Here is a 12883-nt window from a genome sequence, read left to right on the forward strand (position 1 = left end):
CTTGGGCTTGGGCATGAGCTTGAGCCTGGGTTTGGGCTTGGGCCTGGGCCTGGGCCTGGGCCTGCGCATGGATTTCAATATTTATCGTTACCGTGTCGTCCACCAGCATGGCGAACTTATCCATGTTAAATGCCGAACGGGAGATCGCGGTGGTGGCATGGAGTGATAGTTGTCCCGAATCCGCCCGGCCCTGTTTTTGCAGCGTGGCGTCGAGGATCACCGGGCGGCGAATATTTTTTACCGCCAGGGAGCCAAAAACCCGGAAATGCCCGTCGCCTAAATCCACCACCCGGCTACTGCTAAAGGCGATTGTCGGGTAGTGCTCCGCATCAAAAAACAGGCTGCTTTTCAACTGGTAAGTCAGCAGGCTGTTAGAGGCGATAAGTGTCGCAACGGGGATCGTCACGTTGATGCGATCCTCCCTCTCCTGCGCCGGATTCAGCGTTACGTCGCCACTTACGCCATCAAGATGCGCCTGTGACACGCCGCCAAAGGCGTGCCAGGAGAGCGCAACCGTGGTTGCCGGCGTGGCGATACGGTAGCTGAGCGGCATCGCCTGTGCTCCCGGCGCGCTTAAAAGGCCAATCATCATGGCTGGAATGATGCGTTTCATAAATGGATTCTCCGGATTGCAGATATCCCGTAAACGCACCAGGCGGGAATTTTATTCGTTATAACGTCTTTTGCTTACAAAATTGTCAGTTAACGGTCAGGCAATTGTTAGCGGCAACGCTTTATATTATTGACGTCAGTTATAGGTAATCATCAGGGCCTGGGTCATGAAACTCCTTTTAATCGAAGATGAAGAGAAAATTTCGTCTTACATCAACACCGCGCTTCGCGAGCAAGGTTACAACGTCGATGTCTGCGCCGACGGGCGTGAAGGGTTATTCCTGGCAACGGAGATGGACTACGACGCCATTATCCTGGATGTCATGCTGCCGTCGATGGACGGATATGCCGTCATCACCAGCCTGCGCAAACTGAAACAGACGCCGGTGCTGATGCTTTCCGCGCGCGGTTCACTTGATGAGCGGGTTAAAGGGCTGCGACTGGGCGCGGATGATTACCTGACCAAACCGTTTTCGCTGATTGAGCTGGTGGCGCGCATTCAGGCGCTGCTGCGCCGCCGACCGACCGATGGGCTTGATATTTCACAGTTGCAGGTCCACAACCTGCAGCTCGATCTGCTCGCGCGCAAAGTGTACCGCAACGGTACGCGCATCGACCTGACGCAAAAGGAGTTTGCCCTGCTAAGTCTGCTCGCCAGGCACCAGGGGGAAGTGCTGTCGAAAATGATGATTGCCGAGCAGGTCTGGGATATGAACTTTGAAAGCGACGCCAATATTGTCGAAGTCGCGATCAAACGTTTACGCGCCAAAATCGACTCCCCGTTTGAAGAGAAGCTGCTGCACACCGTGCGCGGCATGGGTTACATCCTTGAGTATCGCGACGAAGATCCCGGCAAGATGAGTGCGTATGTTTAAACGTTCTATTTCCCGCAAGCTGGCGCTGACGTTTGCGGTGGTCACCTTATGTATTGCCCTCGCCTATGCGCTTTGCCTGCGGGAATCGCTGCGCGAATCGCTGAATAAACAGATGCATAACGAATTGATGTTCCGCTACTCGCTGGTGGAACCGTTGATCGTTTCCAAGTTTAATCACCATGAACTTGATGAACTCAAAACCAAGCTGATGAGCCTGAGTAACTCGGAAGGCGGGCGTGTTCACTACTGGATTTTAAGCAGCGATCCGGCGCTACAAGTGGGTGGCGAGCCGCCAAAAGAGATCGATCTCAACGCCCTTACCGATGGCTTCAGCCGCATTAACCGGGAAAAAACCGACCAGTGTCCGCTGTTTATTCTGACGAAAACCATTCGCTACCGCGATGGCGTGACGCCGCTGCATTTTGTGGTTTCTATCGACTCCACGCCGTATATGGGCACGCTGAATGAATTTACCCAGGTGCTGATTTTTATCACCACCATGGGCGTGCTGTTCGTGACCTTTTTAGGCTTTGTTATCTCCCGCCAGGGAATGCAACCGGTGGAACTCCTCAGCCAGCAGGCGCGTGAACTTGCGCCAGGGATTGACGGCCAGCGGCTGGACGCCACTGCGCTCCCGCAGGAATTGCAGGGTCTGGCGGAAGCCTTTAACGGCGTGCTCGCCCGCCAGCAAATTGCATGGCGACAACTGGAAAGTTTTAACGCCGATGTGGCGCACGAGTTGAGAACGCCGCTCTCAAGCATTCTCGGCCAGACGCAGCTAGCCCTCTCGCGCAAACGCAGCCATGAGGAACTCGAAGCCTGCCTCGAATCAAACCTTGAGGAGGTAAACCGCATGACGTCGATCGTCAACGACATGCTGTTCTTGTCCCATGCGCAAACCGGCAAACATCCGGCGCAGCTTGCGGAAGTGTCGCTGCGCGAGGAGGCGTTAAAAACGGCCGAATATACCGAACCTTCATTCACCGATCGCCATTTGCAATTACTGATCGAAGGTGATGTGACGATCTGCGTCGACAGGCGCTTATTTACCCGCTCGCTCGCCAATTTGCTGGAAAACAGCGCCCGCTACGCTTACGAAAATAGCCAGGTCACGGTCACGTTGAGCCGTAATGATCAGCATGCGACGGTGAGCGTTAAAAATTACGGCGATGCCATTGAAAGCCACCATCTGGAAAGATTGTTTGAGCGCTTTTACCGCGCCGATCACGCCAGAACGCAAAGCGATACCAACCACGGGCTTGGGCTGTCGATTGTCAAAGCAGTGGCGCAAATGCATGGCGGTGATGTGTTTGCCACCAGCCAGAACGGCGAAAATACCTTTGGCTTTACGCTGGCGCTAAATAAATAACGCCAGCTATTCCCTGACAGCTTTGACAGAGTGGTGTCATTCGGCCGTCAGGGTTCCGCCAATATACTGCTCATGCCCACTCATTGGTTTTTTCTTATTCAAGGAACCACGCATGAACAACCACACTATTATTATCATTGCCCGTATCTTAATCACCCCGCTGTTTTTATATAGCGGCAGCGGGAAAATAATCAACTTCACTGATAACGTGTTAAAAACGCCGTTTGGCGATATGCTTATTGGCAGACTGATGATTATTTTTGCCATTGCCATTGAGCTGGGTGGCAGCATTGCATTTATTGTTGGTTATCGGGTAAAAGAAATATCGCTGTTGTGGATCTTCTATATTTTTCTCACCAGTATTATGTTCCATCAATTCTGGGCGGCAAGTGGCCCCCAGCAAGCCGGACAAGTGATTCAATTCACCAAAAACATGAGTATTTGCGCCGGTCTGCTCTGTTTCTACCTGCTGGCGCGCGAACCACAAAAATCATAGCCAGCAAAAAGGCGCCCTGCGCGGCGCCCTTTTCAATGTCTGAATAATTACCCCCGGTCTTTAGCGAATGAAAGATCGGGGGTTATTGCACGCGATTATTTATACAGAATCGCATTACCATAAATATACTCATCGCCACCGGCGGAGATGATTTTATAGTATTTCGCATTATCTTTTTCAGCGGCTTGCTGAACTTGCGCTTCGAGATCTGCAACCGTATCGGCTTTGGCAATTGAAATGGTGCCCATCGGCACCAGGCCACTATCGTCGGTGACCGGTTGCGCGGCAAACGCGCCGAAAGAGATAGCACTAAACAGTGTTGCAGCAAGCACGGTGTTAATAATGGTTTTCATAATAAAGCTCCGCATAAAAGAGGGGGGAATAATGATGTTTCAACGTAAGCGATATTACGCAGAGCATGCTGACCAGCGGCTGACAGTTTTATAACAACTTTGTCAGACTGGCGTTATTTACAGGATTAGACATTTCTTTGAATAAAAGAAAAAATGGACCGCAATGCATAATAAAAAAATTCACCCACAGCGAAACGAATTAAAGAAAATAATTTGTGGTGTAGCGACGTGTAATAAAGTGTGAATGCTGTAACGCTTAGGCCTGGAGTTTTCCGACAATCCCGGTAAAGCCGATATTCATCGCTATGCTTACTGAACGACTTTTTCATTCAGTATGGCAACGGTAATGCCGCTGATAACGCATCACGACGGAGGTAACATGAAAATAGTAATGGTGCTGACATCCCACAGCGAACTGGGTAATACCGGTAAAAAAACCGGTTTCTGGCTTGAAGAGTTCGCCGCCCCTTATTACGTATTCAAAGACGCGGGCGCCGAGGTTGTGCTCGCCTCGCCCGCCGGTGGTCAGCCACCGCTCGATCCGAAAAGCGATCTGCCGGATTTTCAGACCGAACTGACCCACCGTTTTAAAGCCGACCCGGCGGCCCAGCAGGCGCTGGCTAACACCGTTAAACTCGATAGCATACGCGCCGGGGATTTTGACGCTCTCTTTTACCCCGGCGGCCACGGGCCGCTGTGGGATCTGGCGGAATCCGACACCTCGATTGCGCTGATTGAAGCATTTGAACGTGCCGGTAAACCGGTGAGTTTTGTCTGCCACGCGCCGGGCGTGTTGCGTCATGTGAAAACCGCCGCCGGCGATCCGCTGGTGAAAGGCCGTAAAGTGACCGGCTTTACTAACGGCGAAGAAGCGGATGTTGAGCTGACCAACGTAGTGCCGTTTCTGGTGGAGGACGAATTGATATCGCTCGGCGCGAAGTATGACAAAGGGCCGAACTGGGCACCGTTCGTCGTCGAAGACGGGAAACTGATCACCGGGCAAAACCCGGCCAGTTCCGAAGCTGTGGCGAAAGCGTTAGTCGCCATGCTGAGATAATGCGTGTTGCCGCCATTACCCGCAGCGTAATGGCGGCGCCTCGCAGCGCCTTTTTGCGCAGCTACGCAGTGCCATCCAGAAATAGTTGAACCGTACTTATCACCGCCTGACCCACCTCTTTAACGATAAATTGCCCAAAATGTGAAGGCCCGCAAAGCACCAGGTCAACCAGAGACAATTTTGGAGCCTTATGAAATACCCGCACCGATAACCCTCCCGTATACTTGTTTCAACCGAAGAAAAAAGTCATTTTGGTTAGGCGCACCGCCAGTACGAAGAGAGAGAAACGAGTCCGGCTGGCGGATCATCGGACAATGAGGGTCGTTTTTATGGAAAAGAAACATATTTACCTGTTTTGTTCTGCGGGCATGTCGACGTCATTGCTGGTGTCGAAGATGCGCACCCAGGCGGAAAAATATGAAGTCCCGGTCATTATTGAAGCATTTCCCGAGACACTCGCCAGTGAAAAAGGCCCGCAGGCCGATGTTGTTTTATTAGGTCCACAAATCGCCTGGATGTTACCGGATATCCAGCGTCTGCTTCCCAATAAGCCTGTCGAAGTGATCGACGCCTCGCTGTACGGCAAAGTCGATGGTTTAGGTGTTCTGAAGGCCGCCGTGGCGGCAATAAAAAAAGCCGCCGCCAACTAAACGTTTTGCGTTCGCTTATCACACAGTGATCCCACACATTCACCGCAATGTTGCATTGCGGTATTTAAGGGTATTTTTCTATGAGTAATGCCATTGCTTCACTTGAAAAGATACTGGTGCCTTTTGCGGTAAAAATCGGCAAACAGCCACATGTTAACGCCATTAAAAACGGCTTTATCCGCTTAATGCCGTTGACCCTCGCCGGGGCGATGTTTGTCTTAATTAATAACGTGTTCCTGAGTTTTGGCGAAGGATCGTTCTTTTATTCGTTGGGCATTCGGCTGGATGCCTCGACCATTGAAACGCTGAACAGTTTTAAAGGCATCGGCGGCAACGTCTATAACGGCACGCTGGGCATTATGTCGCTGATGGCCCCCTTCTTTATCGGCATGGCGCTGGCGGAAGAGCGCAAAGTGGATGCGCTGGCCGCCGGGTTGTTATCGATTGCCGCGTTTATGACCGTCACACCGTATAGCGTCGGTGAATCTTACGCCGTTGGCGCCAACTGGTTAGGCGGGGCGAATATTATTTCCGGGATTATCATTGGTCTGGCCGTGGCGGAAATGTTCACCTTTATTGTGCGACGCAACTGGGTGATCACCTTGCCAGACAGTGTGCCGGCTTCGGTGGCGCGCTCGTTCTCCGCGCTGATCCCCGGTTTTATTATTCTGTCGATTATGGGGATTATCGCCTGGGCGCTGAATCACTACGGCACCAATTTCCATCAAATTATCATGGACACCATCTCCACGCCGCTGGCTTCGCTGGGCAGTGTGGTCGGCTGGGCATATGTACTGTTTGTGCCGCTGCTGTGGTTTTTCGGCATCCATGGTTCGCTGGCGCTGACCGCGCTGGACAGCGGCATCATGACGCCATGGGCGCTGGAAAATATTTCTGTCTATCAACAATATGGCTCGGTTGAAGCGGCGCTGGCAGCGGGCAAAACGTTCCATGTCTGGGCGAAACCGATGCTCGACTCCTATATCTTCCTGGGCGGCAGCGGCGCAACGCTGGGGCTGATTATCGCCATCTTCCTCGCTTCGCGTCGCGCGGATTACCGCCAGGTGGCGAAGCTGGGTCTGCCTTCCGGCCTGTTCCAGATTAACGAACCGATTTTGTTCGGCCTGCCGATCATCATGAACCCGGTGATGTTTATCCCCTTCATTTTGGTGCAGCCGATACTTGCCGCCATTACGCTGCTGGCCTACTACACCGGCTTTATTCCACCGATCACCAACATTGCACCGTGGACAATGCCAACCGGGCTGGGCGCATTCTTTAACACCAACGGCAGTATCGCCGCGCTGCTGCTCGCGCTGTTCAACTTAGGCATTGCGACGCTGGTTTACCTGCCGTTCGTGATGGTCGCCAACAAAGCGCAGAACGCCATTGAGCAGGAAGAGAGCGAAGAAGATATCGCTAATGCACTGAAATTCTGACCGAACCCGGCGGGTGGCCCCCGCCGGAAACCACGCGAGGAGCAACGATGTTCGATTTCGATACCGTCCTGGAGAGCACCACCCCGGCCGATGAGCTGGAAGAAGTGGTGATGGGCTTAATCATTAACTCAGGGCACGCGCGCAGCCTGGCCTACACCGCGCTGAAACAGGCTAAACAGGGTGATTTTGACAGCGCAAAAGCGCTGATGGAGCAATCAAGGCTGGCGCTCAACGAAGCACACCTGGTGCAGACTAAACTGATTGAGGGCGATCAGGGCGAAGGCCGGATGAAAGTGAGCCTGGTGCTGGTGCATGCGCAGGATCATCTGATGACATCAATGCTGGCGCGCGAGCTGATAACGGAACTGATTGAGCTTCACGAAAAACTGAAATAACAAGGAGTGAATAATGCAGCCTTCGATCAACACGCTGGGGATCAAAACCGTTCACGAACAGCAGTTGTTTAACGGTAAAAATTTCCATGTGTTTATCTACAACAAGACGGAGAGCGCCAGCGGGCTGCATCAGCACGACTACTACGAATTCACGCTGGTATTAACCGGCCGCTATTACCAGGAGATTAATGGTAAGCGCGTGCTGCTTGAACGCGGTGACTTCGTTTTTATCCCGCTGGGTTCGCACCACCAAAGTTTCTATGAATTTGGCGCGACGCGGATACTCAATGTGGGGATCAGTAAACGCTTTTTTGAACAGCATTATCTTGCCCTGCTGCCATTTTGTTTTGTCGCCTCGCAGGCCTACCGCGCCAGCAGCGCTTTTCTGAGCTATGTGGAAACCGTTATCGCCTCACTCAATTTCCGCGAAACCGGGCTGGACGAATTTATCGAGGCGGTGACCTTTTATGTCATTAACCGCCTGCGCCACTACCGTGAAGAGCAGGTGGTGGATGACACACCGCAGTGGTTAAAAACCACCATTGAGTCAATGCACGATAAAACGCAGTTTGGCGAAAACGCGATGGAAAATATGGTGCAGCTGGCGGCGAAATCGCAGGAGTATCTGACCCGCGCCACCCGGCGTTATTACCGCAAAACGCCGATGCAGATTATCAATGAAATCCGCATTGATTTCGCCAAGAAGCAGCTGGAAATGACCAACTATTCCGTCACCGATATTGCTTATGAGTCGGGTTACAGCAGCCCAAGCCTGTTTATTAAAACATTCAAGAAAATGACCTCATTCACCCCCAATAGCTACCGAAAAAGGTTAACGGAAATCAACCAGTAACGGCGTGCGGGCTGAACGTTTTACACCACCGTGTCTGACACGAAGGGAGAAATCATGAAGCAGAAATTAAAAGTCGTCACTATCGGCGGCGGTAGCAGCTACACCCCGGAATTACTGGAAGGGTTTATTAAGCGCTACCACGAACTGCCGGTCACCGAATTATGGCTGGTCGATGTTGAGGACGGAAAAGAGAAGCTGGATATTATTTTCGATCTTTGCCAGCGCATGATTGATAAAGCCGGCATCCCGCTAACACTGTTTAAAACGCTGGACCGCCGCGAAGCGCTGCGCGAGGCAAATTTTGTCACCACGCAACTGCGCGTCGGCCAGCTTAAAGCCCGCGAGCTGGATGAGCGTATTCCGCTAAGTCACGGTTATCTGGGCCAGGAAACCAACGGTGCGGGCGGGCTGTTTAAAGGTTTGCGCACCATTCCGGTTATCTTCGACATCATCAAAGATGTCGAGGAGATCTGCCCGGATGCGTGGGTGATTAATTTCACCAACCCGGCGGGAATGGTCACAGAAGCGGTGTATCGCCACACCGGTTTTAAAAAGTTTATCGGCGTGTGCAATATTCCGGTCGGCATGAAGATGTTTATTCATGACGTGCTGGGTCTTAGCAGCAGCGATGATGTTGCCATGGATCTGTTTGGCCTTAACCACATGGTATTTATTAAAGATGTGCTGGTTAATGGTGAATCGCGTTTTGCGGAGCTGCTCGACGGTGTGGCCTCCGGCAGGCTGAAAGCCTCCTCGGTGAAGAACATTTTCGACCTGCCGTTTAGCGAAGGGTTGATCCGCTCGCTCAACCTGCTGCCCTGTTCTTATCTGCTCTATTACTTTAAGCAAAAAGAGATGCTGGCGATTGAGATGGGCGAGTACTACAAAGGTGGCGCGCGGGCGCAGGTGGTACAGAAAGTCGAAAAACAGCTATTTGAGCTGTACAAAGATCCTGAGCTGAAGGTGAAACCGAAAGAGCTTGAACAGCGCGGCGGCGCGTACTATTCCGATGCGGCCTGTGAAGTGATCAACGCTATCTATAACGATAAGCAAACCGAGCACTATGTGAATATTCCGCATCACGGGCATATCGACAATATCCCGGCGGACTGGGCGGTAGAGATGACCTGTACGCTGGGGCGCAACGGCGCAACACCGCACCCGCGCGTCACCCACTTTGATGAGAAAGTGTTGGGGCTTATCTACACCATTAAAGGTTTTGAAGTGGCGGCCAGCAAAGCGGCACTCAGCGGCGAGCTGAACGATGTCTTGCTGGCGCTGAGCCTCAGCCCGCTGATCCACTCCGATCGCGACGCGGAAATCCTGGCGCGCGAAATGCTGCTCGCCCACGAAAAATGGCTGCCAAACTTTGCCAGTACCCTTGCGCAACTGAAAGCTGAACATCATTAACCGGGACGGGCTATGGAATGCTTATTGATTGTTAACGCGGATGATTTCGGTCTCAGCAAAGGGCAGAACTACGGCATTATCGACAGCTTTCGCCATGGTGTTGTCACCTCAACGACCGCGCTGGTCAACGGCGATGCGGTGGAACATGCCGCCGGGCTGAGTCAGCGCGAGCCCTTGCTCGGCGTCGGCTTGCACTTTGCGCTGACGTTAGGTAAACCGCTGACGCCCATGCCCGGACTTACGCGTGACGGGCAACTGGGGAAATGGATCTGGCAGATGGCGCAGGAAGATGCGCTACCGCTGGAAGAGATAGCCGGTGAACTGGAAGCACAGTATCAACGGTTTATCGCCCTGTTTGGCCGGGAACCGACGCATCTGGACAGCCATCACCATGTGCATATGATCCCGCAGATCCTGCCCATCGTCGCAGCGTTCGCCGCACAGCGCGGCGTGGCGCTGCGCATCGATCGCCCTGCGTTGCCGCCAGATTTCGGGCTACCCGCCTCACTGCGCACGACCCAGGGTTTTAGCAGTGCGTTTTACGGCGAAGCGATTTCCGAAGCGCTCTTTTTACAGGCTCTGGATGCATCTAACGCACGAGGGGAAAGCTCGCTGGAGATCATGTGCCACCCGGCGTTTATCGATAACACCGTGCGCCAGAGCAGTTACTGTTACCCGCGCTTAATGGAACTGGACGTGCTGACCTCGGTGTCGTTGAAATATGCAATTGCCGAGCGCGGCTACCGGCTGGGGAGCTTTCTCGATATTTAACCCACGCGTTGCGGCGCGCCTTTGCGCCGCAACCTTGAGCTGTTACCACCACACTTCGGCCTGAACGCCCACCGCTAGCTGATCTTTTTTCTAGTCGCCAAACTGGAAATGGCTGATGCCATTATCCTGCGCGCGAAGATACGTCGTATAAAAACGGATCTCCGGTCGCGAAGCCAGCAGGCTGGTGTCGACTTTCAGCGCGTGGTAGAGCGTGGTTTTATAACCCTGCTCATGATAGTTCACGCCCTGCTGCTTGTTGGTCTGCGTAAACCATCCCAGCTCCACCCCGGTCTGGTTATAGCTGTCCCAAATCCACGCCGGGCGCACCACCGCACGGAAGCTGTGATAATCCGTATGCGCGCCGGTATCGTAACTGTAAATATCGTTACCCGCCGAGTAGATCAGCGCATGCGCCATTACCACGTGGGAGAACGGGTACGCTTCGCCCTGCGAGATCAGGCGAAACGCTTTACCGTAGCTGTGCTCGCCGTAGTAGTTGTCGCCATAACCATACGTTGGGCTGGGGCCAAATGGCTGAGCAAAGCCGCTGGCGAGCGAGTTATCCGCCGCCTGTACGGTAAACTCCTCAAAACCGCCCGCGCTAAGCGCCTGGCGAACAACCACACCGGCCAGCCACGCGTCTTTAATGCTGTAGTAACTGCCGTTATCCTCACGGTTTTTATAGGTGTCGGATTTGTTTGCCAGCGAATAACGGGCAAGCAGGGCCAGCGTCGCGTTATCCCACAGCGGGATATTGTTGTAGCGCACATCGAGCGTATTGGTATTCACCTGCAGCGCTTCGCTGGCGGCAGGATAGTTCACCGCATGGGCATTCAAATCCTGACGCACCAGCGCGGCATTGATCTGCCCTACGCCAAGTTGCCAGTTTTCAATGCCCACACCCGCGCCGCTCTCGGTGAGGTGGCTTTTCCAGTCCAGCATCTGGATTTCATATTTCGGTAAGTTGTGTTTACCGACCCAAAAGTCCGCTTCCGGCGCAAAGGGGAGAAACCCTTTGGTGGTCAGGTAAATATCAGAAAATTGCAGTCGGCTTTCTGCATCTTTATCAAACCAGGCGTCGCCATATTGCTCACCCACATTGCCGTCGAACAGCACCACCGCATGGGCTGTTTTTCCATTCTGGTCGTAGACGCGTTGTTTGAATTGCAGATCGAACCACGAGGAATATTCATTCCCAAATCGTCCGACGGATCCAACGGCATAAGGTTGTGGCGATCCATGACTGGCAGCGCCCCAACCGGAACGAAGATAGCCGGAATAGGTAAAACCGATATCTTCTTTGACAACATTGCTAATTTCTTTCAGCGTTGGCGCTGTTTTTTCCGCTGCTGTATTGTTTGTGATTTGTTTATTAACGACCGTCGTTACAGGTTTATTACTTTTATTTTCGGATTCACTTTCCTGATACTGTTTTAATGCCGCTTTGGTCTGTGATAATTCAACGGCATTTTCCTGTAACTTTTTTTCCAGCTGTGCCAGGCGCTGTTCAACCGTCAGGCTTTGCGACCAGGCATTACCGCAGATGGACGGGATAAACAGCACAAGCAATGTTTTCTTCATTGAAAATTCCCTTTGTAAATAGCAAGCAAATAAGTGAGTGGCATGCGTTACGTGAATAAATCCGCTTCTTCATAAATAAAAACCATGAAGAAGCGGGAGAACGCTTAATAAGCAAAATTCTAATTATTATCTCAAATATTCCCTGGAGATGACGCAGAGGTGCTACATCGATAACAATAGTCATGCAGAGCGAATATTGGTGTCCACTGTGAATTCCACTCTATTTGATCTATCTCGCAAAATTAATGCGAAAACAAAAAGATATTACATTGTTCTGTAAACGGGATTCCTAACAGGAAATAATATAATCCTAAAGTTTTATTTTATTATTAACCTGTCATTTAAAAGGCTCAGCTAATAATAGTGATAAATGGATTACGTAACGCGAAAGATTTATAGAGGCTTTATGAAATATCAGGAAATATAAGCAGCGTACTGGAATAAAAAACAGGGATAACTGCGTTGTCGCCAATATAACCATCCTGAAAAAATCCACGTGCCACCGTGGATTTTTCGCCAACGCTTAAATCCAGTCCTCTACCGCGCCATCGAGCGGACGCAGCGGCGGCGTAATCCGTTCAATCTCCTCTTCAATATCAAATTCTGTGAGATCCTCCGCCGTGGCTAACAAAAAAGTCTGGCCTTGCGGGGAGATCCATTCAGAGATGAAATATTGCTCCTTGCGTGACAGCTCGATTTTCTGCTGCCCTTCCCGGTCGAAAAATTGCCCGTAACGCTCATCATGCTTTGATAAGTTCAGCCCCATGGCCGGGTAAACACCGCGCCACACCTCGCCATGATGCTTTCCACCCAGCACCAGGTACTCCTGCATAATCTTCTTGCTCATCCGCGCTCCTCACCATGCTGTTTCTTTTAAGCGTAGACAACTCTCCGCCCGCCCTTTGAAAAGCGCACGCGACAAGCCTCAGGCTTGCAGTGAAAACAACACGGCGACAGACCCTGACCAGATGTCCCAAATCACGCCTATAAACGTCATTTAAGACATACAGGGTTTGCTTATG

At 52.0% G+C, this 12883-nt stretch carries 13 protein-coding genes and 1 pseudogene; 10 read left to right on the top strand and 4 right to left on the bottom strand.

The features are described from left to right. Positions 1-46: 46 nt before the first annotated feature. Positions 47-613, bottom strand: a pseudogene (locus tag DFO56_RS20105) (YceI family protein); the annotation flags it as partial. Between the two features lie 166 nt (positions 614-779). On the opposite strand from DFO56_RS20105, the gene DFO56_RS20110 reads away from it, so the two are divergent. From DFO56_RS20110 to DFO56_RS20120, 3 genes are all read left to right on the top strand, one after another. Then, entirely contained in the window at positions 780-1487 is a 708-nt protein-coding gene (locus DFO56_RS20110; RefSeq protein ID WP_020454996.1) for a heavy metal response regulator transcription factor, read from the top strand. Beyond that, positions 1480-2856: a heavy metal sensor histidine kinase gene (locus DFO56_RS20115; RefSeq protein WP_020454997.1), complete on the top strand. Its 1377-nt coding sequence runs from the start codon at positions 1480-1482 to the stop codon at positions 2854-2856. The genes DFO56_RS20110 and DFO56_RS20115 overlap by 8 nt, the downstream gene beginning before the upstream one ends. 112 nt (positions 2857-2968) lie before the next feature. Beyond that, the gene (locus DFO56_RS20120; protein ID WP_045511094.1) at positions 2969-3352 is read left to right on the top strand and encodes a DoxX family protein; all 384 of its coding nucleotides are present in this window, start codon (positions 2969-2971) and stop codon (positions 3350-3352) included. 95 nt (positions 3353-3447) lie between these two features. Here the strand turns inward: DFO56_RS20120 and DFO56_RS20125 are convergent, their stop codons facing one another. Beyond that, positions 3448-3705 carry a YdgH/BhsA/McbA-like domain containing protein gene (locus DFO56_RS20125; RefSeq protein WP_020454999.1) on the bottom strand — a complete coding sequence of 86 codons (258 nt, stop codon included), beginning with the start codon at positions 3703-3705 and terminating at the stop codon, positions 3448-3450. A 379-nt stretch (positions 3706-4084) separates the two neighbouring features. Here DFO56_RS20125 and DFO56_RS20130 point away from each other — a divergent pair, with 379 nt between their 5' ends. The 7 genes from DFO56_RS20130 (at position 4085) to chbG (ending at position 10280) form a co-directional block, all read left to right on the top strand. Next, on the top strand, positions 4085-4762 hold the full coding sequence (locus tag DFO56_RS20130) for a type 1 glutamine amidotransferase domain-containing protein (RefSeq protein ID WP_045511097.1): 678 nt from the start codon (positions 4085-4087) through the stop codon (positions 4760-4762). Positions 4763-5076: 314 nt separating this feature from the next. Further along, positions 5077-5412, top strand: a complete 336-nt coding sequence (locus tag DFO56_RS20135) for a PTS sugar transporter subunit IIB (protein WP_071925221.1) — start codon at positions 5077-5079, stop codon at positions 5410-5412. An 80-nt stretch (positions 5413-5492) separates the two neighbouring features. After that, positions 5493-6851, top strand: a complete 1359-nt coding sequence (gene chbC, locus DFO56_RS20140) for a PTS N,N'-diacetylchitobiose transporter subunit IIC (protein ID WP_020455001.1) — start codon at positions 5493-5495, stop codon at positions 6849-6851. Between the two features lie 47 nt (positions 6852-6898). Further along, on the top strand, positions 6899-7246 hold the full coding sequence (chbA, locus tag DFO56_RS20145) for a PTS N,N'-diacetylchitobiose transporter subunit IIA (protein ID WP_045511101.1): 348 nt from the start codon (positions 6899-6901) through the stop codon (positions 7244-7246). 13 nt (positions 7247-7259) lie between these two features. After that, positions 7260-8099 (top strand): transcriptional regulator ChbR, encoded by an 840-nt coding sequence (chbR, locus tag DFO56_RS20150; RefSeq protein WP_017459239.1) that lies wholly within the window; start codon positions 7260-7262, stop codon positions 8097-8099. Positions 8100-8153: 54 nt separating this feature from the next. Continuing rightward, a complete protein-coding gene (locus DFO56_RS20155) occupies positions 8154-9509 on the top strand; it encodes a 6-phospho-beta-glucosidase (protein WP_020455003.1) in 1356 nt (451 codons plus the stop codon). Positions 9510-9521: 12 nt separating this feature from the next. Continuing rightward, positions 9522-10280, top strand: coding sequence for a chitin disaccharide deacetylase (gene chbG / locus DFO56_RS20160; RefSeq protein WP_045511104.1), 759 nt, complete (start codon positions 9522-9524; stop codon positions 10278-10280). A 90-nt stretch (positions 10281-10370) separates the two neighbouring features. On the opposite strand, the gene DFO56_RS20165 is transcribed toward chbG, so the two are convergent. Both DFO56_RS20165 and DFO56_RS20170 read right to left on the bottom strand, forming a co-directional pair. Beyond that, positions 10371-11861, bottom strand: coding sequence for a carbohydrate porin (locus DFO56_RS20165; RefSeq protein WP_045511108.1), 1491 nt, complete (start codon positions 11859-11861; stop codon positions 10371-10373). 523 nt (positions 11862-12384) lie between these two features. Continuing rightward, a complete protein-coding gene (locus DFO56_RS20170) occupies positions 12385-12708 on the bottom strand; it encodes a hypothetical protein (protein ID WP_017459235.1) in 324 nt (107 codons plus the stop codon). Positions 12709-12883: the final 175 nt, after the last annotated feature.

The organism is Kosakonia sp. AG348 (assembly GCF_003337365.1).
Classification (GTDB): Bacteria; Pseudomonadota; Gammaproteobacteria; order Enterobacterales; family Enterobacteriaceae; genus Kosakonia.